Below are 26,153 nucleotides of genomic sequence, written 5' to 3'. Positions count from 1 at the left end.
TGATATTCCCTCTCCTTTAAGGAGAGGGCTAGGGAGAGGTAATAATAAAAATGATAGACCCACAATTATTAATATTCGCCAAGACTATGCGAAGCAATGCCACAGATGCTGAAAGTTTGATATGGCATTTGCTACGTGCAAAGCGTTTTATGAATCTTAAATTTCGTCGTCAGCATGTCATTGAGCCGTATATTGTGGATTTTTACTGCCATGAACTTGGTTTGGTGATTGAGTTAGATGGTGGTCAGCATGGTGCTGATGATGCAATTGAATATGATGAAGTAAGGACAGCATTTTTAGAGGCTTTGGGGTTAAAGGTGGTGCGGTATTGGAATTATGATGTTTTGAAGAATACGGATGTGGTTTTGGAGGCTTTGTGGAATGTTTGTTTTGAACTGAAAGGTGATTTGTAATGGAAGCTCCTTCTCTTACGCCATATATGGCTTAGGGAGAGAGCGGGGGTGAGGGGATCTATAATGAAAAATCTTTAAAGCACCTCTCCCTAACCCTCTCCTGAGAGGAGAGGGAATTTAATTACGTATCGAACAGCAAGTTAATTCACTACTCCCTCTCCCTTTGGGAGAAGGTGAGGAATGAGGGGGTATTTTTAATTAATTTTGTTCTGCATTGAGATGATTACCACTCGCTTTGGTTGTTGAAGGAGTTGTAGTCGATTCTAATTTTTTATTAGCTATCCCAAAAGGAATATGGACAGAAGCAATACTATTTGCAGTTTTTTCTAAATGTCCAACTTGATCATCGAAGAAAATATGAGGTTGCAGGATTTCTAATACCTTACGCTTTTCAATTCCACCCAAGAAGAAAGCTTCGTTTACTGTATCAATTCCCCATGAACGTAAAGAGTTTATTACTCGTTTATGTGCAGGTGCATTTCTTGCTGTAACAATAGAAAGTCTTAATCTACCTTTATAATCAGAATGCTGAGCTTGATATTTCAATTCCTCTTTTTGTAAGGTTGATAACTCTTTCAAAAGCTTGTGTAAAGGGCCCTCATTAACGGGTTGATTTGCGAGATTACTTTCATTTTCTATAAAAGCACCAAGCCCACTTTCTTTAAAAACTTGTTCTGAAGCATCATCAGCAATAACTCCATCAAAGTCAAAAGCAATACGCAATTCTTCATCATGAGCGACATCAAATATATGACCTTTTAGAATTAACCCTGCTGGATAACCTGCATTAATTGCTTGGTTCACATCAGTTTCATTTGCTGAAAGAAATAGACTAATATTTAAAGCATCAATATATTTGTGAGGAGTTCTTCCTTGTAGAAAAATAGCTCTTTTGATTCCTAGTCCATACTTTTCGATAGAATTCATTACACGTAAACCAGTATTAGGATCGTTACGTGAGAGTAGAATAACTTCAACAAACGGCTTATCTGTTGGAAAGATATTATTCAAATTAAGCAGACGTTGAATAAAAGGAAATGCTACTCCTTGATCTAAAAGAGTATCTTCATGTTGTTTTTGGTATTCACGATATGCTAGTTCTCCTTGAGTTCGGAATACCTCATCTGATTCCTCTAAATTAAATAGGGCACTTGAAGCTAGCCCAATCACTAATTTTTTTTCTAAGTTATATCCTGACATTAAACTTACTCACAGATTCTTTTAAAAGGAATGTTTGTTGTACATTTTATAGAAGTATCATCATATCCATCTTCACGATTGGGTAATGACTGGTTTCTAATATCTACATGTGTAATCGCTTTCCCCGGAAATCCAGTGATTAATTGATAACCTTTAATCTGATTGAAAAAACTATTACCAAGACCCGTTGAAAAAAATAAAAGCATTATCCAAATAATTAATAACATTCTTGCTGTTGCAATAGGTACTTTACTGACTGAAGGCTTTAATAGTATACGTTCTTCTTTTGAAGTGAATGGAGAGTATTGCTTGATAAAACGTAATGAAAAAACGTTTAGGTTATTATATTTACTAGCATCGAAAATTTTATCTTTCTTGTTTTCATAATATTTTGAAAAAATATCATATTGCACATTCTTAACATTTTTATTGAACAATTTATGGAAAGATTTTCCTTGAGTTAAGAAAAAAGATTCAAGATTGTTTTCAGCTTCATTTACTTGATTTTCCCAATATTCTTGCCAAAACTTAGCTCCAGCAGCAATTTGCATTTGATAGAATGAAATAACAATTCCAAAGAGGCATATAAAAAAATGTATTAAAGCGACAGTATTATTTGAGTAAATAATAGATGCAACCAATACACCTTGAAAAATCATAAAAAAATTATTGCGATGAACTAGTTGTTGAATTTCACAATTTCTCGTCTCAATAGCTATCTCATAGATACTTTTTAGTCTAGCTAAATCATCAGAAAGTTTTAAATTATTATTTTTTTCGTATAACAGTGATCTAAAAAAAGACATAAAAATCCCCTCAAATTTGAAGGGATTTTATCTTAAAAATTAATTATAACAAGTTTTAAAGCGCCGCAATCTGATCCATATTCGCCTTAATCTTTTCTAACTGAGCAGCAAACTCAGCCAGTTTAACTTTCTCACCTTTAACCACAGCAGCAGGTGCTTTTGCTACAAAACCTTCATTACCAAGCTTCGTTGCAATTTGATCATGTTGCTTTTGGACTTTATCAAAGTCTTTTTGCAAACGACCTAATTCCGCTTTCGGGTCAATCAAACCTTTCATTGGAACAAATACAGATGCATGATCGACTACAGATGACGAAGACAATGGCGGTTGCTCGCCATTCGCCAAGAAAGTAATACTTTCAACTTTAGCCAATGCTTTAAACAACGGTTCAATACGTGAAATCTGTGCTTTTTCAGCATCCGTCGTATTTTGAAGCAATACTGGAAGCAAACGAGCATTACCTAAGCCCATTTCACCACGGATGTTACGAACAGCACCAATCAAACCTTGTAACCACTGCATGTCTGCTTCAGCTTGTTCATTAACACGCTCAGGGTTTGAAATAGGGTATTGCGCAAGCATGATGCTTTCACCACCAATACCCACCATTGGTGCAAGTTTTTGCCAAATTTCTTCAGTCAAATACGGCATAAGTGGGTGCGCAAGGCGTAACGAAGCTTCCATAACTGAAAGAAGTACACGGCGAACTTCAGCTTTACGCTCAGTCGATACATTTAAATCATTCAAAACTGGCTTGGTTAATTCTACATACCAATCACAGTATTCATTCCAAATGAACTCGTAAATGGCTTGCGCAGCCAAGTCTAAACGGTAAGTCGCGAAAGCTTGTTGAACAGCAGCTTCAGCTTTTTGTAAACGGCTGACGATCCACTGTTCAGGAAGTTCCCAAAGATCTTGGCGAATTTCAGTACCAATCGGCTGTTCTTCGCAGTTCATCATTACAAAACGCGTTGCATTCCAAATCTTATTGGCAAAGTTACGGTAACCTTCAACACGCTTCATATCGAATTTAATATCACGACCTGTGTTTGCAAGCGCACAGAACGTAAAACGAACCGCATCTGTACCATAAGCTTGAATGCCTTCTGGGAATTCTTTACGTGTTGATTTTTCAATCTTCGCCGCTTGCTTAGGATTCATCAAACCAGTCGTACGTTTCTGAACTAAAGTTTCAAGATCTACGCCATCAATCAAATCTAATGGGTCAAGTACATTGCCCTTAGACTTAGACATTTTCTGACCTTCACCATCACGTACCAAACCATGTACATACACAGTTTTAAACGGAACTTGCGGTGTGCCATCTTCATTTTTCATGAAGTGCATCGTAAGCATAATCATACGCGCAACCCAGAAGAAGATGATGTCAAAACCTGTCACCAAGACATCTGTTGGGTGGAACGTATTTAAGAAATAGTTTTCTTTATCTTTCGCCTCATCACCTGTCCAATCTAGTGTAGAGAATGTCCAAAGACCTGAAGAGAACCATGTATCAAGAACATCTTCATCTTGGTTAAGTTCTACATCGGCAGTGATGTTATTTTTCTCACGTACTTCTTGTTCAGAACGTCCCACATAAATGTTGCCTTCAACATCATACCAAGCAGGGATACGATGACCCCACCACAATTGACGTGAAATACACCAGTCTTGAATGTTGTTCATCCAAGCCATATACATATTGCTGTATTGCTCAGGAACGAATTTAATTTCACCATCTTTAACCGCTTTGATTGCAGGCTCAGCAAGTGGTGCAATTTTTACATACCATTGATCTGTCAATAATGGCTCAACGATTACACCTGAACGGTCACCACGAGGTGCTTTCAGGTCATATGGTTGGATTTGGTCGAGCCAGCCTTCAACTTCAGCTTGTTCAACCAATTTTTTACGCGCAGCAAAACGCTCTAAACCAATATAGTCTGCTGGAGCAGCAATGGTTTTAGAAATCTGTTCGCCTGCTTTAGCAATAAATTCAAAATCAGCCAAAATTTCAGCGTTCTTGTTGAAAATATTGATAATTGGTAAATCATGGCGTTTACCGACATCGTAGTCATTGAAGTCATGTGCAGGAGTGATTTTTACACAGCCTGTACCGAATTCTTTTTCAACGTAATCATCTGCAACAACAGGAACTAAACGACCTGAAATAGGCAATACAATATTTTTACCGACCAAGTGTGCATAACGTTCATCTTCAGGATGTACAGCAACAGCAGAGTCACCCAGTAAAGTTTCAGGGCGAGTTGTGGCTACAACTAAATAGTCGTGACCATCTTGAGTACGCAGTGATTTATCTTCAAAGAAATATTTGAAGTGCCACAAAGAACCTTTTTCTTCAACAGATTCAACTTCTAAGTCAGAAAGGGCTGTTTGAAGTTTAGGATCCCAGTTAACAAGGCGTTTACCACGGTAAATCAAACCTTGCTCATGCAGTCTTACAAATACTTCTTTAACTGCATTGGATAAACCATCATCCATGGTGAAGCGTTCGCGTGACCAATCTACAGATGAACCTAAACGACGAATTTGACGTGTAATTGTTCCGCCAGATTGCTCTTTCCATTCCCAAATTTTATCAATAAATGCTTCACGACCCAAATCATGACGGCTAATGTTTTGAGCAGCCAATTGGCGTTCAACCACCATTTGCGTTGCAATACCTGCATGGTCAGTTCCGGGTTGCCATAAAGTATTTTTACCTGACATACGGTTATAACGTGTCAAGGCATCCATAATGGTATTGTTAAAACCATGACCCATGTGCAAGCTACCAGTGACGTTTGGCGGCGGAATCATGATACAGAATGAGTCACCTTTACGAGAAGGCTTGAAGTAACCATTCTCTTCCCAAGTCTTGTACCATTTTTTTTCGATCTCAGTTGGATCGTAGGTCGTAGCAATATTTTGCGCTGAATCAGTCATAGTAAAAACAGATCAAAAGTAAGTAAAAAATTAGATCCATTGTAGCAAATAATTTAGTTATGTGGTTGATTCCGTTTTGAAGCGGATCAAGTCGGTTTTACAAACTTAAAAGCAGCAAAAGCAGATTTGAAAATAGTTTTATATATCATTGTATGTAATTGTTTAAAAAGTAATCATTGATTCGGGTATTCTCTTTATATAACAAGTCAAAATTACAATGCTATAGTATATATTAATGATTTATAATGGGTTTAATTAGAGTAAATATTCTATTCATCTTGCATGTAAAGACAATGTGACTGTCACATTGCTTTGATAAGATAACCATCCGTAAGTTTGTAGAAAACAAAAACAGGACAAATAATGATGCAATACCAGATCGATTTATTGATTCAACAAAAAACCTATCAAGAATTAAAACAAATCACGAAAAGTTTAAATAATGGTGAGAGACAAGATCTTGCTAAACAGTTGGGAACGACATTTACAGAGATATCATGTCAGGTTTTAGATCAAGTCTTTGGCGCTCTACTTGAAGAGCAACGTTCGAATAAAAGTTTAGATGCCAGTGGTCAAAAAAAACTGAAAGAAGCTGAACAAGTTTTTGATCAGATTGAGGGGGCGCTAAAAAAATATATGCCTTGGTCGATCTCTTTTTTTAGTAATGATCGCTTAAAGCCAGTAGCCAATTATATGCTTGAAAAGTTTGAAAGCTCAGATGAAAATCAAGTGATTATGTATTATAAATTAGATCGTCATTTGGGTGAGGAAGCGACTAAAAATTTACAAAAATTACTAGATGGCGATACCAGTATTTTATCGGTAACGGTTAAAAATTTAATTACAATTATCGATTTAGGGGTTTCGGAGTTTATTCGTGATCCAAAAACTTTATTAAAGTTTAATTTTGTTGTGAATAAAACTTTAGATGGTGTCATCAATATGGTGACCAGTTCGGGCTATAAACGTTTAGATAAAGCGGGCGAAGAATATAATCCAAATAATGTTGAAAAAGCGCAACACTATGCGCAGCATTTTAAAAAGTTCTTGGTCGAAGCTTAAATCGATACCATCGCAATCTTGATTTATTTGACAAATCACGTACTGTTATCTTTATTGATTATATTCAAGAGCATAGTGACATGGATCGTTTAGATGGCAAAGTGATTTGGATTACAGGTGCTTCCTCAGGTATTGGTAAAGCATTGGCGACAGAATGTGCTTTGAAAGGTGCTCAAGTTGTTTTAAGTGCCAGACGTTTAGATGAGTTGGAAAAAGTACGGAGTGGCTTACAAGATTCTGAGCAGCATATTTCTGTTGCGATGGATATTACAGATGAAGGTCAAGTTCGTCATGCCTATGAACAGGTATTAAAAGAAAAAGGACGAATCGATTGGCTCGTTAATAATGCAGGTTTAAGTCAACGTGCTTTGATTGCCGATACCACTATGCAAACTGAACGTGCAATTATGGAAATTGATTATTTCTCGCAAGTTTTTTTAACTAAACTTGTTCTTCCAACTTTCTTGGCACAAAAATCTGGACGCATTGCTTTTGTTTCTAGTGTTGCAGGATTATTGGGGACTCAGTATCGTGCGACGTATTCTGCTGCTAAAGCTGCAATTCACATGTGGGCAAATAGTTTACGTGCAGAGGTTGCGCAAGAGGGCGTCAAAGTTTCTGTAATTTTCCCCGGATTTGTAAAAACCAATGTGTCGTTTAATGCTTTGAATGGTGCAGGTAAACCACAGGCTCATCAAGATGATGCGATCGAAAATGGTTTGGAGGCAGATGAATTTGCACAACAAACTGTTTCAGCCTTAATAAAAGGTGAAGAGTATATTGTCGTGGGTGGTCGAAAAGAAAAGCTAGGTGTATGGGTTTCACGGCTTTCGCCAACGACACTTTATAAAATGATTCGTAAGATGAAAGTGAAATAATTGAAAGTTTATCAATCTTAAGATCATGGTGAGGTGCTTATCATTTATAAAAGTTATAGGTACTTTTCATCTATTCAGTACATATAAATACAAGAAATGAAGGTGCAATAATGAAAATTATTTTTAGAATCATTTGCCTACAGTTTATTTTGATTGGTGTGGCGTATGCAAATATCTGTGAAAATGATCAAGTTGTTGCCAAAATATTGAAGCAAACCCAAATTGTTAATCTTGAACAGTCATTCATGGATTGTAAATCTGATCCTTTAGATGATTCGAATGTGATTATGGCTTATGCACAATGGATTCCTGTCAAAGATGAACCAGAACAAGGATCTTATTACTTAAATCTATTGAAATTTAATCAATCAAATTTAAATGTTGTTTACAATTATGTGGTTGCAGAAGAAATTGTTTCGGATGCGATTGGTTTAGAATCAATTCAACTTGATACGGCAAATTATAAAATTAACAGTTCAAATCGTGCTATAGGTGTGCGCTTAAATTATTCAGGTCATTCACAGCCCAATCCTTTTTCAATGCAAGTTTTAAATTTGTATGATCTTAAAAATAAAAAGAAAATTTTAGACAGTTTGATTGTTAAACGTTATCGGGCAGAAACAGATACACGTTGTAATGCGGCAGTAGAAGAACGTTCTTCTACTTTGGTGGTACAAGCTAATAAAACAAAAAATTATTCAGATATTCAGGTGAACAGTAAAATCAAAAGTTATGAAATGGTTGGGATGAGAGAGGATTGTAAACAGATCAATCAAAGATCATTTCAGCAAGGTTTTGTTTTGAAATTTGATGGTCAACGTTATCAATTTCCGAAAAAACTTAAAGATGACTATCAATATTGAAATGATATAGGTTGTTGAATATTAAATACTATTTTTATTGTTTAGAATCACTTATTTCATAAAGTCAAAATCCAAGATTTTGACTTTATCTGTATTAAAATTTACTCACTGATTTCATCTAAATAATTTAAAAATAATTCAGCATTTTCTCCACGTACTTGCCATGACATGCAACGAACACCACCGCCCATATGACAGACACTTGCAGACTGTACAGGAACCACTGTGCGTTTGGTCGCGCTACGAATTTGCTGTAAGGCAACAGCATCTTCTTTTATGCCAAATTGTGGGAAATAAATACGCTCAGGTGTGACGAGCATATTGGTATATAAACCACAGGCAGAGCCGAATTTTGCGTCATAAATTTGACTGCCATCATAAGGTGTTATGATTTCACGAATTTTGACATTGGGAAGTCCACGCTTTAAATCAGCTTTTAATTGCTTAGCATAATCAGGATCTTCAGGATAAGAGTTAATCACTAAAGTATTTTGATCTACAAAGCTAACAACACCATCAGCATGTTCTAATCCACCTTGCTCATCTGCTTCGATAAAAGCAATGTTTTTAGCACCCGTTAAAGCAATTAACTTTTGTCGAGCTTCATTTTCTGTTAGTCGATTATCGGCTAAAAATTTTGTACTCACGACAACATTGCCATAGCCATCTTCTACCCAGTTACCACCATCATTTAACAGCTGAGTATTGGTATATTGTAAACCTGCTTTTTTACCGTAGTATTTAAATTCTGCTTGTACGTCATCTGAAATAGACTGACCTTTTTTAGAACCACCTTGTCCAGCGGCAGTATAACGGAATAATACAGGTTGAGCAGGGTTTGCACTGGTAAAGTCACGCATCCAAATATCTTGCATAGGTGCAATTGCGACATGATCTTCACCCAGTTCTTTTACATAATCAGGGTAAAGTTCTTTATCCGTCAAAATAACGACATTGTCGCCATTTTTAATAATTTTTTTTGCATAATCGACATGAAATTCAAAAATGTCATCAATCATTTCTGCATAGTAGGCATCATCACTTTGAGGAGAAGCCAATACAATTAATTCTGCTTTTGCTACAAATGGAAGCATAGAGATTAAAGCCATACTTGTTTTTAGTGCTAAGGATTTCATCATATATATAACCTATTTATGAATATACGATATTAACTTTTCTGCTAATTACAGTTTAGTGAATTATTGTTAACGAGTTATGCAACATATGTTTGGTATTTGGACGATAAGAATAAAAGGCACATGAGCAATGATCTAAAAGCCCATGTTGTCAGAATATAGAAAATCGAGATTATCCATGATCAGGCAATAAAACTAACAAGTGTAAATAGCTGTACCATAAGCAAAGACCTCAACCATGCCACCTTGCATACCTAACTCAGTCGTACTTAAACGCAAACCCATAATTTGCTTTGCACCCACTTTTTCAGCTTCTTGTTTGAGTCTGACAATGGCTTCACGACGTGCACGTTCAACCACACTTTCATAGGTGGTTAAGCGACCCCCAAAGAAATTCTGAATTTGTGCAATGATGTATTTAAAATAATCATGGGAAATCACTACATTACTACTAATCAGTTGCCCTTGGTCTTCAGACGTTTGGAACTTATTGGTATCGATACGTATATGCAATAAATGTCGTTCCTTTTCCTCTAACTCTTTTAAGTGCTTTTGTTCAATAAAACGTCCAAACCCCCAACCGATAAAAAATAGAACCAGTGTAATCACAATTTTTAAAATTAAAGCATCCATTTTGTTCGCCTAATTCGAAAAAGGATCGGGTAGTTTCACCGACTTTGTTGCAACTGAGTTTGCTTCAATGATAACAGCTGTTCCATAAACAAAAATTTCAGAAGCACCTTGCGCAATATTTGAAGTAGAAAAGCGAATACCGACAATCGCATTGGCACCTAAACTTTGTGCTTTTTCAATCATACGATTCATGGCTTCTTGGCGAGATTCTTCTAGTAATTCTGTATAAGCGGTAAGTTCACCACCGACAATATTTTTCAATCCAGCCAAAAGGTCTCGTCCTGCATGTTTACTGCGGACGGTGCTTCCATAAACCACATCCAGTTGTTTGATAATCTGATGTGCAGGCACGCTTTCTAAATTACTTAATTTCATTGTATTTCTTTCAATAGGTTTTAGGTTTTGATGATAATTCATAAATCATTTAGGTGCTAAGTTTAAATTGAACAGTACTTATATGGACATTGGAAATTATGTTTGAAAAAGCAATAAAAAAGCTCACCGAAGTGAGCTTTTCATGATGTGTCATCAATCGATTTTATTTCTGATCATTTGCATGATATTTCAATTCAGATGATGATGGTGGTTGTACAATTTGATCAGATGAATTGGCTTTAATACCACCACCTAATGTTTTATACACTTCCACTTGGTTGTTCAAGTTTGCTTGCTCTAAAAGCAATAAACCTTGTTCAGCCGTATAAGAAGAACGTTGCGCATCTAATACAGATAAGAAGTTATCAATACCAGCACGGAAGCGGGCATTTGAAAGCTTATAGGTTGTATTGGTTGCATCCACCAAACGTCTTTGAGCAGAAAGGCGATCGCCAATATTCTCACGAGTCGCCAATGCATCATTCACTTCACGGAAAGCAGATTGAACAGATTTTTCATAATCAGACAACGCAATTTGTTGATCTGTTTCTGAAATCTTAATATTTGCTTTACGTGTACCCCAATCCCATAAAGGAATGTCGAGGCTTGGGCCAAGAGACCAAACAAAAGCACCTGATTTAAATAGGTCACTTAGATCCGTTGAAGCATAACCTGCAGAACCCGTCAAACTGATTGATGGGAATAAACGAGCCTTCGCTGCGCCAATATTGGCACCAGCTGCTGAAAGTTGATATTCAGCCGCCTTAACATCTGGACGGTTATTCAACAAATCACTTGGTAAGCCTGAAGCAAATGCAGAACTATTGCTAATACGTGTAACACGTTGTTTAGGCAATAAGTTATCTGGCACCTGTTGGCCAACAAGGAGGTTGAGCAAGTTTTGGGCTTGAGCAATTTGAGTCTTATAATTGGCAACATCGTTTCGTGCAGTTTCTACAGAAATTTGAGCCTGACGTACAGGAACTTCACTGTCAATACCCACATCAAAACGTTTCTTGTTCAGATTATAAGAGTCAAGTTGAGCTTTTAACGTTTGGTCAGCAAGCTTCAATTGTGCAGTGGCAAATGAATAATTTAACCATGCTTGAGCAACTTGACCAATCAAGCTAATTTGTGTTGCATCACGAGCACTTGCAGTTGCTAAATAGCTATCAAGTGCATTGTCCTTTAAGCTTTTTACACGACCCCAAAAATCAAGTTCGTAAGCAGTAACACCTAAGCCAACATTGTATGAAGTGATTGGTTTATTCGTACTTAACGTATCTTGACGAAGAATACCGCCACTTGCACCAATGGTTGGAAGTTGGTTGTTCTCTGCGATTTGGTACTGCTGCTGAGCACGTTGAATGTTCAATGTTGCAGTACGTAAATCACGGTTATTGGTTAATGCAAGATCAATAACTTGAAGTAAGCGTTGATCAGCAAAAAAGTCTTTATAGCCTTGTTCAGCAATAGAAGTACCAGACGCATTTGAAAGATAACTTGTTGGTAAATTTGCCTGTGCTACCGGTTCTGGGCCACGCATGCTTTGACAAGCTGTCAAAGCAAGCGCAAGTGCAGATACCGCAATGCTACGACCTGAAATAGACCATACTTTTTGCATCACGATTTATGCTCCTGAATATTTTGGTTTTTAGGTTTGTACTTAAAGATACTACGAATCCATACAAAAAATACAGGAATAAAGAAAATACCTAAAAGTGTTGAGCTGATTACGCCACCAAGTACACCATAACCTACCGAGTGTTGGCTACCTGCACCTGCACCACTAGAAAGCGCAAGAGGAAGTACACCAAAGCCGAAAGCAAGGGTGGTCATGATGATAGGACGCAAACGCATTCTAGCTGCATGTAGCGTAGCTTCGAACAGTTCTTGACCTTGCTCTTGGAGTTCTTTCGCAAACTCTACAATTAAAATTGCGTTTTTCGCAGAAAGACCAATTACAGCAACAATAGCGACTTGGAAATAGATGTTAAATGATAAGTTTGGATCACCTTTGATGACCATACCTAACCACGTTAACGCGAATGCTCCAAGGATACCTAATGGCACAACCAGCAATACAGAAGCAGGAATTGACCAGCTTTCATATAAAGCAGAAAGACAAAGGAATACAATGAGTAGAGAAAGAATCAATAAAGGCACCGTTTGGCTACCAGATTCACGCTCTTCTAAAGATAAACCTGTCCATTCATAGTCGAAACCTGTTAAGCCCATTGATGGTAACTTAGCAATAATTTCTTCCATAGCGAGCATTGCATCACCCGAGCTAACGCCTGGTGCTGGTGTACCTTGAATGTTAGCCGAAGCAACACCGTTATAACGCTCTAGACGAGGTGAACCATATTTCCATTCACCTGTTGCAAATGCAGAGAAAGGAACCATGGTGCCACTACTATTACGTACGTACCATTTGTTCAAATCTTCAGGCATCATGCGAGTATTTGAGTCACCTTGAACATAAACTTTTTTCACACGACCACGGTCAACGAAGTCATTGATATAAGAACCACCCCACGCCATGCTCATCGTCGAGTTAATATCAGCAATACTTACACCCATTGCACCCGCTTGCGCTTGATCAATGTTGATTTGGTATTGTGGCGTATCTTCCTGACCATTTGGACGAACACCCGCAAGACGTTTATCTTGAGCAGCCATTCCTAAAATAGCATTACGTGCAGCAATTAACTTGTCATGTCCTTGACCACTCGCATCTTTTAACTGAATGTCAAAACCTGAAGAAACACCCAATTCTGGCATTGCAGGTAACTGCAATGGCATGATGTAAGATGCATCTTTGATCATGTTTAGTGACATACCACGTTGAATGATGGCACCAATTTGTGACTCAGGCGAAGTACGTTCACCCCAATCTTTCAGTTTAATAAAGGCAAGACCCGCATTTTGACCCACACCTGTAAATGAGAAACCAGAAACAGTAAAGATAGACTCTACATTGGCTTTCTCTTTATTTAGGAAGTAATCAGTCATGGTGGTGATGACTTTATCTGTTCGCTCAAGGCTGGCGCTCGGTGGTAACTGAACAAGAGTCATAACCACACCTTGGTCTTCTTCTGGTAAGAAAGAAGAGGGTAGCATTTTGTACAGACCAACTAAGGCAGCAATAACAGCAATATAAACTACGCCAGAGAATAGCCTATTGTGGGTCATACGATTGACACCACCTTGGTATTTTTCAGCGAGCTTATCAAAACTACGGTTAAACCAACGGAAGAAGCGCGCAAAAATATTATTACTTTCAGGCTTATTGGCATCGTGTTGTTTTAACAATGTTGCACAGAGAGCAGGGGTAAAAGTTAAGGCAATAATGAGCGATAAAATCATTGCTGTAACTAAGGTAATGGAGAACTGACGGTAAATTACACCTGTTGTACCACCAAAGAATGCCATCGGTACAAATACCGCTGTTAATACACTGGTAATACCCACCAACGCACCAGAAATCTGTTGCATCGATTTTTCTGTGGCTTCAACAGGACCTGCATGTTCTTCTTGCATAACCCGTTCGACGTTTTCGACTACAACAATTGCATCATCGACCAATAGACCAATCGCCAAGACCATGGCAAACATGGTTAGCGTGTTAATCGTGAAGCCAAAAATATTAATAACAGCAAATGTTCCAAGCACAACAACAGGAACTGCGAGTGTCGGAATAATTGTTGCACGCCAGTTTTGTAGGAACAAGAACATGACGATAAATACTAAAACTACAGCTTCAACGAGTGTATGTACTACACTTTCAATTGAAAGGCGAATAAATGGGGTTGTGTCGTAAGCAAGTTGATCTTTCAAACCATCGGGATAGTTTTTACGAAGTTCGCTAAGACGTTTTTCTACAGCAGCTGCGGTATCTAGTGCGTTTGCACCTGTTGCAAGTTTAATCGCAACACCACCAGCAGGTTTACCCATGAATTTAGAGTCGAATTGATAGTTATCTGAACCTAATTCAACACGAGCAACATCACTCAAGCGAACCTGAGCACCTGAAGCTGTATTTTTGAGGAAGATATTCTTAAATTGTTCAGGTGTTTGCAACATGCTTTGAGCATTGACAGTCGCATTGAGTACCTGACCTTGTACAGCTGGTGCGCCACCCAATTGACCTACAGCCACTTGCGAGTTTTGAGCACGAATTGCAGCAGCAATATCACTCGGAGTGACTTGTAAACTGGTCATTTTTGCTGGATCTAACCAGATACGCATTGCATAAGAACCACCAAAGACTTGGAGTTCACCTACCCCTGCAACACGACTAAGCGGTTCAGAAATATTTGAGTTTACATAGTCTTTAATGTCTGCCCCTGAAAGGCTTTCATCTGGAGAGTAGAATGCAAGAACTTGCATAAAGCTCGCACCAGATTTGGTCACTTTTACCCCTTGACGTTGAACATCTTCAGGTAAAAGTGCTGTTGCAGATTGTAATTTGTTCTGTACTTGTACTTGAGCAATATCAGGATCAACCCCTTGCTCGAAATTCAAGTTGATTGATGCCTGACCATTACCTGCACTGTTTGACGAAATGTAACGCAAACCATCTAGACCATTCATTTGTTGTTCAATGATCTGGGTTACCGTATTTTCAACAGTTTGTGCAGAAGCACCAGGATAAGTTGCAGAAATTGTCACCACAGGTGGTGCAATGGTCGGATATTGAGCAACGGGCATTTGTGTTAGCGTAAGAATACCCGCCAACATAATGACCAGTGCAATCACCCAAGCAAAAATAGGGCGATGAATAAAAAATTGAGCCATATTCGTCTACCCCTTATGTATTTGAAGTAGCTTTTTGTTCACTAGACTTATTTTGTTGAGCCGGTTGTGTTGAACCTTGCTTAGCACCAGCTTGTGGTGTAGCCGCTTGAGGCTGGTAAGGTTTAGCAACCACAGCTTGTTCAGGTTTTACTTTGGCAATACCGTCTACAATGACTTTATCACCTGTTTGTAGACCTTGAGTCACAATCCAGTCTGCACCTTGAACGCCAGAAGTTGTTACAGGACGAGGTTCCACTTGACCTTTTGCATTGACCAACATTGCCATCGCTTGACCCGTAGGGGTACGTGTAATTGCAGCTTGTGGAACGAGGTAAGCATTTGGAATCACGCCTTGAACAATTTGCGCATTGGCAAACATACCTGGCAATAACAAATGATTTGGGTTAGAGAACACAGCACGTAAAGTCACAGAGCCTGTATCTGGGTTTACACTTGCATCAGAGAAAGCAAGATTCCCTTCAATCGGGTAAGTGCTACCATCTTCAAGTTTTAAGCGAACTTTTGTATTGTTACTACGATCAATACTGCCTTGGCTCAATTGCTGACGCAGACGTAATAATTCAGCACTTGATTGATTAATATCGACATAAATTGGATCAAGTTGTTGAATTGTGACCAAGGCATTGGCTTGGTTTGCTGTAACCAAAGCACCAGCAGTTACAGATGAACGTCCAGATTGACCTGAAATAGGCGAACGAACGGTAGAGTAACCTAAGTCAATTTGCGCATTTTTAACTACAGCATTTGAAGCTGCAATATCTGCTTCAGCAAGTTTAATTTGCGCAACTAAATCATCATACTCTTGTTTAGAAACAGCATTAATTCCAACAAGTTGGCGATAACGATTTGCTTTTACTTGCAATGCATTTAAATTTGCTTGTTGGCGAACCAAAGCTGCCTTCGCATTGTCCAAGTTTGCACGGTTTGTACTTGAATCAATCTCATAAAGAGGTTGACCTTCACGAACAAAACTACCTTCAGTAAACAAACGTTTTAAAATCACACCATTTGTTTGTGGACGAACATCAGAGATTTCATACGCTGCTGTACGACCTGAAAGTTCAACATTTTGTTCAACGCTTTGTGGTTGAGCAACAATAACACCAACTTCAGTCGGTGGCATTTTTTGGGTAGCAGCAGCTTGCTCAGCTTGTTTAGAGTCTTTGCTACAACCCACAAGTGCAATACTTGTTGCGAGAGCACAAGCAGTAAGGGCAGGAGCCCAAAGCTTTGCCGACATCATTATTCCACCTCGTTTAGTTTTTTATTTAAAAATAATTTGTTTCTACTCAACGTCTTTGATGACAATATGAACCATAGAACCGCAGTCCATATAAAGCCTATACTCCAGCCAGCAAGTACGTCTGTTGGGAAGTGTGCGCCTAGATAAACTCGAGAAATTCCCATGCTTAAAAACCAAAAGCAGCACACTAAGCAAATCAGCTTAGCTCGCCTATGTTTACGAAATATAAAAACAATTGAGCAACTTAAAAGAGCAGCATAAATACTGTGAGCACTTGGAAATGAGGCACCGTAGGTTTGCACCATTTGATACACTTCATCTGGTCGTGGACGGTTGACTGCATATTTAATTATCCAACCAATCGTTGTTGCACCGAGCAATCCAATTGTGAGCATAAAGACATTTGCATATTGTTTTAGCCGCAAAAAATACAAACTACTTATTGCTACAACCACAATCATTGGTGGTAAACCACCTAAATAAGAAAGCGTGATCGCAAGACCATTCGTAATGCTAGAACGATGCGAGCTCATCCATTTAACACTTGATAAATCAAGCTGTTGTATCTCATTAATATTTAAACTAATACTACTAAAAAGTAAACCTATACAGCCAATCAAGATAAGTACATAAGGCATAAGATGACCTAGAGTATTATTATTAATCTCACTCGTTGAGTTTAACTAATGCGCCAAAGTGTACTAGTCAGTACACTTTTTTTCAAGTGAGTAGGATTAGTTAATTTATACTAATTTCTTTTTGCAAAAAAAAATAACAATTTGAACAAAAAAATAACAAAATCTTTAGTGATTTGTTTTGTTTTGAGTGTTGTTTTGTTCTTCAACTTGTAAAGGTTGTTTAGGGGGCCAGAAGAAGTCTAAAGGACGAGTAAAAAAGTGAGTAAAAACAAGCTTTGCAAGCGGTTTCCACTGTTCAAAACGAACCTGTCTTGCTCGTAATGCCACAATAATTGTTAATGTAAAACTAACAAAGAGGTTGGTAAGCCCAATACATAATACGCCGAAAAAAGAGACAATAATTACGCCAATATCCGCAGAACCATTGACGGTCATTAAACCTTGAATAAAGTTTGCAGACGCGAAAGCGATATGGCGAATATCGAGAGGTAAACCTAAGATAAACCCAATTGTTCCCATACTTCCGAGCATTACTCCGAATAAAAAATTACCAGCTAAAGCACCTAAATTTCTTTCGATATAAGCGGCAAATTTATCCAGTCTTTCTTGGCCCATCAGATTTTTTAATTTGAGATGTGCTTTCAATCGAGGGCCAACTTTGCGATAAATGGCCATATTGTCAAAATATCCCGCGATTAATCCCGATAAAAATAAACAAACACCTGCGATTGCTGCATGCGGAATAGCGAGTGAGGTGAATGGATTTAAACTATGTAGCAAAGCTGTTGCCTTAGCATGATTGAGTAAAGGCTCATGCATTGCAAATTGCCAAAGGAAGGTGACTAAGGCTGCTATGGGGATGGCGATCGAGATATTACCCAGAATCGCAATAAACTGCGTTCTGATAATATTAATAATTAAACCAGCAAGTTCAGCAATTTGTGCAGTTTTTGAACCTTTTTGATGTTGTACGGTAGAGGCTAGTGCCGCCGCGGTCATCGCGGGTTGTTTGGTTGCAACAGTAAAATGCAAAACATGGATGAGTATAAAGCCAAGTGAATAATTCATGCTGAATAAGAAAGCTTGTACAAAAGGCGCAAGGATGAGTCGTGCAGTCAAGATTTTAATCGTTGCCATGATGGCGATGATTACACCTGCACCAGCCGCCGCATAGTACATGCCCCAAAAACCCTTTTTATCGGTACTTACATAATGTTCACCAGTTTTGCTCGCATTTTCAGTGACTTGTAAGGCAATCAGTTCACTATTGGTTTTAAGCAAATCACGCACACTGGTTTCACTATAATGTGCATGAACCAAATCGATAAGTAATTCACCATAGATTTGATAATGAATTTGGTCATCGTCAACAATCAAATTTAAAAGCAATTCAATACGGTCTAAACATTGTTCTAATAAAGACACAAGATAGGTCAAACTGAGGCTCACGCCAGTACGTTTAGTCGCACGACGGATTTTCTGTACCACATCACGACATTGTTCAATCATTACCAGCGCTTGATCTGCATCTGGTGGAATACTCATCACAGGTTCATCTTGGCTGCGATGTATTTTTTTATAAGATTCTATGAATTCAATAATTTCACGGTTTTGAACTAAAAAAGGTGATTCATATTCCTGTAATTCAGGATGAGCATTGATAAATTCTGGATATAACCCGATCCCACTAATTCGATAAGAAAGAACGGTAATGGCTTTTACAATTTCTCTTTTGATTCCAAGCTTCGCGTCTTTATAGCGATGACCTTGATTTAACAGTTGGAATAATAGGTGCCATTGTCCATCTTCAATATTTTCAAGCCAATATTTATCACTACGTTGATGAAAAACTTTACCCACCAAATCTTTCAGCTCAGCGCCATCGACTAATAATGGAAGAAAATGAGCACCTAAGCGCTGTCCAAGCTGATTCCAAAAGCCATCTAAAGATAAAATACCGCTGTCTGCATACAAACTGGCTTGTTTATAGTGATTAATCAGTTTGAGTAAATAGCCTTGTAATGCCGATGCAGCATTTGGGGTGAGGAGTAGAGCCTGCGTTAAAGCATCGAATTTATAATGGGTTTCTTCTAAATTATGACTGTCATTGGGTCTGATACGATTAATCAGTGTAATTAAAATATCTGGGTTTGGAACAGCTTTTATATTATCAAGCTGTTCCTGCATGAGGACAAAAAGATCATTAAATTGTATCTGCATAAGCCTTGGGAGATTCTATTGAATTCGATGTAAGGCAAGTTGCGCTAAATTATAGAGTGCTTGGCGGTATTCAGACTCAGGTAAAGCTGTTAAAGCTTGAATCGCGGCTTCAGTTTCTTCGGTCGCACGGCGACTACAATAATCTAAAGCACCAGATGTTTGCACGATTTGAATGACACGTGCTAAATCTGCTGTTCCGCCTGTAGCAATACTCTTTCTAATAATTTCGTGCTCTTCGCCTTGTGTATTTGCTAGGGCAGAGATTAAAGGTAAAGTTGGTTTACCTTCCATCAAATCATCACCAATATTTTTACCTAATGTTTCAGCATCAGACGTGTAATCTAAAATATCATCAATAATTTGGAAGGCATTGCCAAAATGGCCAGCAAATAAACGGAGTGGTTCACGGTACTCAGGTTTATCTGCAAGAATTGCAGCGCCTTCTGTCGCAAGCTCAAATAAACGTGATGTTTTTCCGTGAATAATATCTAAGTAAGTTTGTTCACTTGTCTCAGGTTGATGCTGTGCTTGTAGTTGTAACACTTCACCTTCTGCAATTTCGCAGGTTCCTGTTGAGAAGTCTTTGAGCAAAACCATATTGTCGAGATCGACCAACAAATCAAAAGCACGAGAAATGAGGAAATCACCGACTAAAACCGCAGTTTGATTGTTCCATGTCGCATTGGCCGTTGGACGACCACGACGTAATCCTGATTCATCAACCACATCGTCATGAACAAGTGTTGCTGTATGTAGCATTTCAATAATTGCAGCAAGTTTGCGGTAAGCTTCCATTTGCGTATCTGTTGCACCACAAGCTTTTGCAGCAAGTAAACACATAATTGGACGCATGCGTTTTCCACCTGCTTCAACGACATGTTTACTGACGGCCATAACCAATGCAACTTTTGAAGTGATCCCTTCATTAATAAACTTGTCCATTGCTGCGAAGTCGGTTGCAACAGGAGCGAGAATATCTTGCTTAAAGTCAATGGTCATAGAGAGGAGGCCTCATGCAAATGCGTTTAAGTGTGAGTGTAACAATTAACGTCAATAAATGTTGCTATAGAAAACAGTCATTGTGCTGAATACTAATGATTTGTTCTTTAAATGTCCAAGTATAGGTAAAACAACACGCATTTAGTCAGTCATTCTTTTGTGCTACATAGTAGCGGATTTGTTTTAAAAATCTATTTCAATTTTTGTAATACTTCAAAAAAAATTCTATATATTCAATGGGTGAGTCTTAAAATGAATATTCAGGCTTGATTATTTAGCACACAATACTATTATTTGATGAAAATGACTTGTTGTTTAATTCATTATCACTTAAAATCTTTGCCCTTGTATAACCCCCAGTGGCGTTCGTATTAAGATCGGTATATTCCTTTATCGGCACGACGACACGGGTAAGTTGGAGTACGATATGTACGCAGTAATCCAAAGCGGTGGTAAACAGCACCGTGTTGTTGAGGGTGAAACCCTTAAAGTTGAATTGTTGAAAGCTGAAACTGGCGCAACGATTACATTTAACGATGTATTAATGGTTGTGAATGGCGAAAGCATTCAAATCGGTGCTCCAGTTGTTGCTGGCGCAAAAGTAACTGCAGAAGTGGTTGGTCATGGTCGTCACGACAAAATCCGTATTGTTAAAATGCGTCGTCGTAAACATTACCGTAAACAACAAGGTCACCGTCAATGGTATACCGAGTTGAAAATTACTGCGATCGCAGGCTAATCACTAGGAGTAAATAGACATGGCAACTAAAAAAGCCGGTGGTTCGACTAAGAACGGTCGTGACTCGAACCCTAAAATGTTAGGTGTTAAAATGTACGGTGGTCAAGCTGTGACTGCTGGTAACATTATCGTTCGTCAACGTGGTACAGAATTCCACGCTGGTGCAAACGTAGGTATGGGCCGTGACCATACTTTGTTCGCTACTGCTGACGGCGTAATCAAATTCGAAGTGAAGGGTCAGTTTGGCCGTCGCTACGTAACTGTTGAAACTGCATAAGTTTTAAGAGTTCTAAAAGACCCGCTTAATTGCGGGTTTTTTTATGTCTGAAAATTAAAAACATATCTCCATCATGATGAATATTTTCTACATTTTGCACCAATAACAATACAAAACCTCTTATTTTCTCTAATATTAGCGCTAAAATTTAGTTTATGATGAACCATCTTACAAATTGCGATGACGCAAATATATAAAAGGTGAATTTATGAATATGCTTCGTAAAACGATGGGTGCAGTAGCAATCAGTGCGACTATGCTTGCACCTGTAATGAGCACAACAGTTTTTGCAGCATCTGCTGCGTCGGAGCAACAAGCGACTGCAAATTTAGTACGCCAATTAAGTGGTGTAAAAAGCTTTACAGCAGATTTTGAGCAAAGTACGAAAGTTACTCAATCAAGTAAAGTTGCTCAGAAGAAAGGTTTGACTGCACAACATATGAATCAGACCTTTAAAGGTTTGATGAAAGTGGAGCGCCCTGGTAAATTCTATTGGCAAACAACGACACCTGCAAAACAAACCATTGTGACTTCAGGTAAAACAGTTTGGATTTATGATCCTGATTTAGAGCAAGCAGTTCGTCAAAGCTTAGATGAGCAAGTTGCCAATACACCTGCATTGTTATTGAGTGGTAACACACAACAGATTCAAAAAGCATATCGAATTACTCAACCCAATGCTGCTAAGACTTACTACACCTTGTATCCAAAACAAAAAGATGGTGCTTTCCAAAGTTTGACGATTAGCTTTGGAGCGAAAAATGCACCATCCTTAATGATCTTACAAGATTCATTGGGGCAAACAACCACAGTGCGTTTTAACAATGTCCAAGTGAATGCATCGATTCCTGCCTCAACCTTTAATTTTGTACCACCTAAAGGTACAGATATTATTGATCAATAAGTTTTTGATCTGTTTAATGAGCAATCTTCGGATTGCTTTTTTTATACCTCATTGGGAGAACAGCAGAGCTTACGAAGTGATGATTTTTTGAGATGATGAATATTTATTCGTAAATAAAATACCTTACATTGAAGGAGATTTTATGCTCAAACAAAGGCTTGAAAATCAAAAATGAAATGTTGTATATGTCGGAAAAATCAACAGAATTTCAATAATTAACAATTATGAATATTAATTTGTGGTTTCTAGTTTTATGATAGGCTCATTAATTAATATGCTTTAAAGATATAGAAATGAAAGTAAATTTTAAAAGTGGTTTGATTTTTTCATCTCTTTTATCGACGATGTTTATGCTTACAGCATGTCAAGAAAAGCCTGCACCTCAAGCAGAGCAAGCAGCGACTCAGCATCAAGTAGAAGCGATTCCACTGATTCAAGCTAAAGTTGAACGTGTTGAAATTCCCAAAAAACAGTTTTGCGATGAAGACGGTTGTATTCAATACGATTTACAAACAGTGAAGTCGAATGTGGCTTGGATTGATGATTATTTCCTAACTCGGATTAAAAAAGATATACCGAATGCTTTTGAGCAAGGTCATGCGAGTGCTCAGGTCAATAGTGAAGCAGAGTCTTCATCTAAAGGTTTAAGTCAAAATTCAATTTATGTACGTTTTATTTCTCAGCAAAATAATTTAGCGACTTTTGTAATTCAAACTTATAGTTATTCAGCAGGTGCTGCACATGGCATGTATCACAATGAATATGTAACTTTTGATTTGAATACCAAGAAGCGTTTAGCGCTTACAGACATTTTAAAACCAAATGTCGAAGCAAAAGTGGCAGAGCAACTCTATGATGCCAATGCAAATTGGTTGATTCAAAAAGACATTACTCGTGAAAAGTTACAATTGAGTGATAATTATTATTACGGTGTAAACGGTATTGTTTTTGTGTATCCATTATATGAATTAACGTCTTATGCAGATGGGATGCCAGAACTCAAATTGCCGTATCAAGTGGCGAAAGATTTGATTAAACCTGAATATTTACCAAGCTTACCGCAAGTAGAACCTGTAGTTGAAAAGCCTATAACACCATAATTTGTTGTCAAATCACACAATTCATGTCTGTGTAATGCTCTGTCACTGTATTTTTTCCAGTGAAGAGCTTACACTATAGTCAGTTTTTTTCTTACTTTAGATTGGCTATGATTGACCCGAAATTACTCAGAAATAATATTGAGGCTGTAAATTTAGCCTTAGCAAAACGTGGTGTACAACTCAACGTTGAAGAATGGGCATCACTAGAAGCTCGCCGTAAAGAAATTCAGTCTAGAACTGAAAATTTGCAGGCTGAGCGTAATTCGGGTGCAAAACAAGTAGGTCAAATCAAAAAATCAGGTGGCGATGCTTCTGAAATCATGGCACGCATGGGTGCTATTGGTGATGAAATCAAAGCTGCGGAAGTTGAATTGAATGAACTTCAAACTGAACTTGAAGCGAAACTCTTATCTATTCCAAACTTACCACATGAGTCTGTACCTGAAGGTAAAGATGAAAATGATAATGTTGAAGTTTTAAAATGGGGCACACCGCGTCAATTTGATTTCGAGATTAAGGATCATACAGATCTTGGCGAAATGATGGGTGGCTTAGAGTTTGAAACTGCGACTAAGTTGACGGGGACTCGTTTTAGTGTTTTAAAAGGCCCTTTGGCTCGTTTACAACGTGCTTTGACGCAGTTCATGTTGGATACGCATACGCTTAAAAATGGTTATACCGAAGCTTATGTGCCTTATTTGGTGAATGCAGATTCACTACGTGGTACAGGGCAATTACCTAAATTTGAAGAAGATTTATTCAAATTACAAGGTGAAAAAGAATATTACCTTATCCCAACAGCAGAAGTACCTGTAACGAATTTTGTCCGTGATGAAATCATTGATGCAGATCGTTTACCGCTTAAGTACGCAGCGCATACGCCATGTTTCCGTAGCGAAGCAGGTTCTTATGGGCGTGATACACGCGGTTTGATTCGACAACATCAATTCGACAAAGTTGAAATGGTGCAAATCGTTAAACCAGAAGATTCAATGGATGCGTTAGAAGCATTAACGGGTCATGCAGAAGGCATCTTACAAGTTTTAGGCTTACCTTATCGTAAAGTACTCTTGTGTGCTGGGGATATGGGCTTTGGTGCATGCAAAACTTATGATTTAGAAGTTTGGGTACCAAGCCAAAATACTTATCGTGAAATTTCTTCATGCTCAAATATGTGGGATTTCCAAGCACGCCGTATGATGGCGCGTTATCGTGCAGATCAAAAGAAAACTGAACTGGTACACACCTTAAATGGTTCAGGTTTGGCTGTAGGTCGCACCTTATTGGCAGTGATGGAAAACTACCAACGTGCAGATGGCTCTATAGAAGTGCCTGAAGTACTTCGTCCGTACATGGCTGGTGCAACCTTTATCGACTAAATATAAATAAGTTGATAAATGACTTAGTTTTGTGCACAAAAATTGCTTAGTACAATCAGATTTGAACTTTTGAGGAACACTGTGGAAATTTTCCCAATCTCGTTAAAGCTACAAGGGCAACCTTGTCTGATTGTCGGTGGTGGGCATATTGCCTATCGTAAAGCAGTTTTGCTTGCAAAAGCAGGTGCAATCATTCATGTGGTTGCACCTGAAATTGAACCAAGCTTGTTGGAAATTGTTCATGCAACTCAGGGACAATTCCATCAGGCCGAATTTGATGATCAAATTAGCCTCAGTAGCTATCGTTTAGTGATTGCTGCGACCAATAATAGTGCAGTGAATCAAGCTGTTTTTGAAGCGTGCGAAGATTTAAATGTCTTAGTCAATAGTGTTGATGACCCTCCGCATTGCCGCTTTATGGTGCCAGCGATTATTGATCGTTCGCCATTGGTTGTTTCAATTGCTACCAATGGTGCATCTCCTGTTTTATCTCGTCAAATCCGTACTCAATTAGAAGCTGTTATTCCACATGGTATGGGGAAACTTGCTGATTTTTCAGGGAAGTGGCGTAAGGTTGTTAAAGAAAAGATTATCAATCCTGATGAGCGTCGTATCTTTTGGGAAGACTTGTATGCAAGTCCACTAAAAGAACAAGTGTTTAATGACAATATCGTTGAAGCTGATCATCTAATTGAACAAGCTTTGACGAAGTGGAAAAAACCAAAAGGCGAAGTGTATCTAATTGGTGCAGGGCCGGGCGATCCAGAGTTATTAACCCTAAAAGCGCTCAGATTGATGCAACAAGCCGATGTGGTTATTTACGATCGTCTTGTTTCAGCGCCTATTTTAGAATTGTGTCGTCGTGATGCGACTAAAATCTATGTAGGTAAAGCACGTTCAAATCATTCTGTTCCTCAAGATGGTATTAATGCACTATTGGTTCAATATGCTTCAGAAGGTAAACGTGTTTGTCGTTTGAAAGGTGGTGATCCATTTATCTTTGGGCGTGGTGGTGAAGAAATTCAAGAGCTTTATGAAGCGGGAGTGACTTTCCAGGTTGTGCCAGGAATTACGGCTGCTTCAGGTTGTTCTGCTTATGCCGGGATTCCACTCACTCATCGTGATTATGCACAAAGCGTTCGTTTTTTGACTGGACATTTGAAAGAGGGTTCACCTGAGCTACCTTGGAATGAGTTGGTTTATGAAAACCAAACCCTTGTCCTTTATATGGGCTTGGTAGGCTTGGAAAAAATTTGTGAACAGCTTATTGCACATGGTCAGCGCCCAACTATGCCTGTTGCACTTATTTCAAAAGGTACAACGCCAGACCAAAAAGTGGTGGTAGGAACTTTGGCAGATATTGCTTCAAAAGTTGAAGAAAATCATATTCAAGCACCTACTTTGACCATTATTGGTGAAGTGGTGAATTTACGCGAACAGTTGCAATGGCAATTCCTCCCAAGCTCCCATTAAAAATGGGGAAGTTCCTCGCTTTAAGAAAGCGGGGTTCGGGGAGATTT

At 38.3% G+C, this 26,153-nt stretch carries 22 protein-coding genes; 10 read left to right on the top strand and 12 right to left on the bottom strand.

Going from position 1 to position 26,153, the window contains the following annotated elements; translation table 11 throughout:
* Positions 1-50 precede the first annotated feature (50 nt).
* Positions 51-413: an endonuclease domain-containing protein gene (locus tag CDA10_RS01945; RefSeq protein WP_089603839.1), complete on the top strand. Its 363-nt coding sequence runs from the start codon at positions 51-53 to the stop codon at positions 411-413.
* Positions 414-611: 198 nt separating this feature from the next.
* On the opposite strand, the gene CDA10_RS01940 is transcribed toward CDA10_RS01945, so the two are convergent.
* Genes CDA10_RS01940 through CDA10_RS01930 form a run of 3 tightly spaced genes read right to left on the bottom strand, consistent with a single transcriptional unit; the run spans position 612 to position 5,366 of the window.
* Positions 612-1,613, bottom strand: a complete 1,002-nt coding sequence (locus CDA10_RS01940; protein ID WP_089603838.1) for a 5'-nucleotidase — start codon at positions 1,611-1,613, stop codon at positions 612-614.
* A gap of 5 nt (positions 1,614-1,618) precedes the next feature.
* Positions 1,619-2,419, bottom strand: coding sequence for a RipA family octameric membrane protein (locus CDA10_RS01935; RefSeq protein WP_089603837.1), 801 nt, complete (start codon positions 2,417-2,419; stop codon positions 1,619-1,621).
* 55 nt (positions 2,420-2,474) lie between these two features.
* On the bottom strand, positions 2,475-5,366 hold the full coding sequence (locus CDA10_RS01930; RefSeq protein ID WP_089603836.1) for a valine--tRNA ligase: 2,892 nt from the start codon (positions 5,364-5,366) through the stop codon (positions 2,475-2,477).
* Between the two features lie 363 nt (positions 5,367-5,729).
* On the opposite strand from CDA10_RS01930, the gene CDA10_RS01925 reads away from it, so the two are divergent.
* The 3 genes from CDA10_RS01925 to CDA10_RS01915 all read left to right on the top strand — a co-directional run bounded on the left by CDA10_RS01925 (position 5,730) and on the right by CDA10_RS01915 (position 8,169).
* Positions 5,730-6,428 (top strand): hypothetical protein, encoded by a 699-nt coding sequence (locus CDA10_RS01925; protein WP_228704581.1) that lies wholly within the window; start codon positions 5,730-5,732, stop codon positions 6,426-6,428.
* Between the two features lie 80 nt (positions 6,429-6,508).
* Positions 6,509-7,306, top strand: a complete 798-nt coding sequence (locus CDA10_RS01920) for an SDR family NAD(P)-dependent oxidoreductase (protein ID WP_089603834.1) — start codon at positions 6,509-6,511, stop codon at positions 7,304-7,306.
* A gap of 110 nt (positions 7,307-7,416) precedes the next feature.
* Positions 7,417-8,169 carry a PA3715 family protein gene (locus tag CDA10_RS01915; RefSeq protein WP_089603833.1) on the top strand — a complete coding sequence of 251 codons (753 nt, stop codon included), beginning with the start codon at positions 7,417-7,419 and terminating at the stop codon, positions 8,167-8,169.
* 101 nt (positions 8,170-8,270) lie between these two features.
* Here CDA10_RS01915 and CDA10_RS01910 read toward each other — a convergent pair whose 3' ends face one another.
* The 9 genes from CDA10_RS01910 to sdsA all read right to left on the bottom strand — a co-directional run bounded on the left by CDA10_RS01910 (position 8,271) and on the right by sdsA (position 20,234).
* Entirely contained in the window at positions 8,271-9,305 is a 1,035-nt protein-coding gene (locus CDA10_RS01910) for an agmatine deiminase family protein (RefSeq protein WP_089603953.1), read from the bottom strand.
* Positions 9,306-9,500: 195 nt separating this feature from the next.
* Positions 9,501-9,938, bottom strand: a complete 438-nt coding sequence (locus CDA10_RS01905) for a YbjQ family protein (RefSeq protein ID WP_089603832.1) — start codon at positions 9,936-9,938, stop codon at positions 9,501-9,503.
* 9 nt (positions 9,939-9,947) lie between these two features.
* Positions 9,948-10,313 carry a YbjQ family protein gene (locus tag CDA10_RS01900; protein ID WP_089603831.1) on the bottom strand — a complete coding sequence of 122 codons (366 nt, stop codon included), beginning with the start codon at positions 10,311-10,313 and terminating at the stop codon, positions 9,948-9,950.
* Positions 10,314-10,476: 163 nt separating this feature from the next.
* Positions 10,477-11,937, bottom strand: a complete 1,461-nt coding sequence (gene adeK, locus CDA10_RS01895; protein ID WP_089603830.1) for a multidrug efflux RND transporter AdeIJK outer membrane channel subunit AdeK — start codon at positions 11,935-11,937, stop codon at positions 10,477-10,479.
* On the bottom strand, positions 11,937-15,113 hold the full coding sequence (locus tag CDA10_RS01890; RefSeq protein ID WP_089603829.1) for an efflux RND transporter permease subunit: 3,177 nt from the start codon (positions 15,111-15,113) through the stop codon (positions 11,937-11,939). Before CDA10_RS01890 ends, adeK begins: the two co-directional genes overlap by 1 nt.
* A gap of 13 nt (positions 15,114-15,126) precedes the next feature.
* A complete protein-coding gene (locus tag CDA10_RS01885) occupies positions 15,127-16,377 on the bottom strand; it encodes an efflux RND transporter periplasmic adaptor subunit (RefSeq protein ID WP_089603828.1) in 1,251 nt (416 codons plus the stop codon).
* On the bottom strand, positions 16,377-17,015 hold the full coding sequence (locus CDA10_RS01880) for a phosphatase PAP2 family protein (RefSeq protein ID WP_089603827.1): 639 nt from the start codon (positions 17,013-17,015) through the stop codon (positions 16,377-16,379). Before CDA10_RS01880 ends, CDA10_RS01885 begins: the two co-directional genes overlap by 1 nt.
* 165 nt (positions 17,016-17,180) lie before the next feature.
* Entirely contained in the window at positions 17,181-19,235 is a 2,055-nt protein-coding gene (locus CDA10_RS01875) for a site-specific recombinase (RefSeq protein WP_167374939.1), read from the bottom strand.
* Between the two features lie 15 nt (positions 19,236-19,250).
* Positions 19,251-20,234 carry an All-trans-nonaprenyl-diphosphate synthase gene (gene sdsA, locus CDA10_RS01870; protein ID WP_089603825.1) on the bottom strand — a complete coding sequence of 328 codons (984 nt, stop codon included), beginning with the start codon at positions 20,232-20,234 and terminating at the stop codon, positions 19,251-19,253.
* Positions 20,235-20,661: 427 nt separating this feature from the next.
* Between sdsA and rplU the strand changes: the two genes are divergently transcribed.
* The 6 genes from rplU to cysG all read left to right on the top strand — a co-directional run bounded on the left by rplU (position 20,662) and on the right by cysG (position 26,106).
* Entirely contained in the window at positions 20,662-20,973 is a 312-nt protein-coding gene (gene rplU / locus CDA10_RS01865) for a 50S ribosomal protein L21 (protein WP_089603824.1), read from the top strand.
* 19 nt (positions 20,974-20,992) lie between these two features.
* Positions 20,993-21,250: a 50S ribosomal protein L27 gene (gene rpmA, locus CDA10_RS01860; protein ID WP_010113104.1), complete on the top strand. Its 258-nt coding sequence runs from the start codon at positions 20,993-20,995 to the stop codon at positions 21,248-21,250.
* A gap of 208 nt (positions 21,251-21,458) precedes the next feature.
* Positions 21,459-22,154, top strand: coding sequence for an outer membrane lipoprotein periplasmic chaperone LolA (gene lolA / locus CDA10_RS01855; protein ID WP_089603823.1), 696 nt, complete (start codon positions 21,459-21,461; stop codon positions 22,152-22,154).
* Positions 22,155-22,447: 293 nt separating this feature from the next.
* The gene (locus CDA10_RS01850) at positions 22,448-23,254 is read left to right on the top strand and encodes an RsiV family protein (RefSeq protein ID WP_089603822.1); all 807 of its coding nucleotides are present in this window, start codon (positions 22,448-22,450) and stop codon (positions 23,252-23,254) included.
* Positions 23,255-23,361: 107 nt separating this feature from the next.
* The gene (gene serS / locus CDA10_RS01845; protein ID WP_089603821.1) at positions 23,362-24,633 is read left to right on the top strand and encodes a serine--tRNA ligase; all 1,272 of its coding nucleotides are present in this window, start codon (positions 23,362-23,364) and stop codon (positions 24,631-24,633) included.
* Positions 24,634-24,714: 81 nt separating this feature from the next.
* Positions 24,715-26,106, top strand: coding sequence for a siroheme synthase CysG (gene cysG, locus CDA10_RS01840; protein WP_089603820.1), 1,392 nt, complete (start codon positions 24,715-24,717; stop codon positions 26,104-26,106).
* Positions 26,107-26,153 lie beyond the last annotated feature (47 nt).

This window comes from Acinetobacter piscicola, from assembly GCF_002233755.1.
Taxonomy (GTDB): domain Bacteria; phylum Pseudomonadota; class Gammaproteobacteria; order Pseudomonadales; family Moraxellaceae; genus Acinetobacter; species Acinetobacter piscicola.
Note: the sequence above shows the minus strand (reverse complement) of the source record. Positions and strands in the feature narration are given on the sequence as shown.

Bases quoted from the DNA above. Each gene is read 5' to 3' on its own strand.
- CDA10_RS01925 (WP_228704581.1), top strand. From the start codon at position 5,730: ATGATGCAATACCAGATCGATTTATTGATTCAACAAAAAACCTATCAA.
- CDA10_RS01885 (WP_089603828.1), bottom strand. From the start codon at position 16,377: ATGATGTCGGCAAAGCTTTGGGCTCCTGCCCTTACTGCTTGTGCTCTC.
- CDA10_RS01945 (WP_089603839.1), top strand. From the start codon at position 51: ATGATAGACCCACAATTATTAATATTCGCCAAGACTATGCGAAGCAAT.
- lolA (WP_089603823.1), top strand. From the start codon at position 21,459: ATGAATATGCTTCGTAAAACGATGGGTGCAGTAGCAATCAGTGCGACT.
- CDA10_RS01935 (WP_089603837.1), bottom strand. From the start codon at position 2,419: ATGTCTTTTTTTAGATCACTGTTATACGAAAAAAATAATAATTTAAAA.
- CDA10_RS01900 (WP_089603831.1), bottom strand. From the start codon at position 10,313: ATGAAATTAAGTAATTTAGAAAGCGTGCCTGCACATCAGATTATCAAA.
- adeK (WP_089603830.1), bottom strand. From the start codon at position 11,937: ATGCAAAAAGTATGGTCTATTTCAGGTCGTAGCATTGCGGTATCTGCA.
- CDA10_RS01930 (WP_089603836.1), bottom strand. From the start codon at position 5,366: ATGACTGATTCAGCGCAAAATATTGCTACGACCTACGATCCAACTGAG.
- CDA10_RS01850 (WP_089603822.1), top strand. From the start codon at position 22,448: ATGAAAGTAAATTTTAAAAGTGGTTTGATTTTTTCATCTCTTTTATCG.
- serS (WP_089603821.1), top strand. From the start codon at position 23,362: ATGATTGACCCGAAATTACTCAGAAATAATATTGAGGCTGTAAATTTA.
- rpmA (WP_010113104.1), top strand. From the start codon at position 20,993: ATGGCAACTAAAAAAGCCGGTGGTTCGACTAAGAACGGTCGTGACTCG.
- CDA10_RS01920 (WP_089603834.1), top strand. From the start codon at position 6,509: ATGGATCGTTTAGATGGCAAAGTGATTTGGATTACAGGTGCTTCCTCA.
- sdsA (WP_089603825.1), bottom strand. From the start codon at position 20,234: ATGACCATTGACTTTAAGCAAGATATTCTCGCTCCTGTTGCAACCGAC.
- CDA10_RS01910 (WP_089603953.1), bottom strand. From the start codon at position 9,305: ATGAAATCCTTAGCACTAAAAACAAGTATGGCTTTAATCTCTATGCTT.
- CDA10_RS01940 (WP_089603838.1), bottom strand. From the start codon at position 1,613: ATGTCAGGATATAACTTAGAAAAAAAATTAGTGATTGGGCTAGCTTCA.
- CDA10_RS01875 (WP_167374939.1), bottom strand. From the start codon at position 19,235: ATGCAGATACAATTTAATGATCTTTTTGTCCTCATGCAGGAACAGCTT.
- CDA10_RS01915 (WP_089603833.1), top strand. From the start codon at position 7,417: ATGAAAATTATTTTTAGAATCATTTGCCTACAGTTTATTTTGATTGGT.
- rplU (WP_089603824.1), top strand. From the start codon at position 20,662: ATGTACGCAGTAATCCAAAGCGGTGGTAAACAGCACCGTGTTGTTGAG.
- CDA10_RS01880 (WP_089603827.1), bottom strand. From the start codon at position 17,015: ATGCCTTATGTACTTATCTTGATTGGCTGTATAGGTTTACTTTTTAGT.
- CDA10_RS01905 (WP_089603832.1), bottom strand. From the start codon at position 9,938: ATGGATGCTTTAATTTTAAAAATTGTGATTACACTGGTTCTATTTTTT.
- CDA10_RS01890 (WP_089603829.1), bottom strand. From the start codon at position 15,113: ATGGCTCAATTTTTTATTCATCGCCCTATTTTTGCTTGGGTGATTGCA.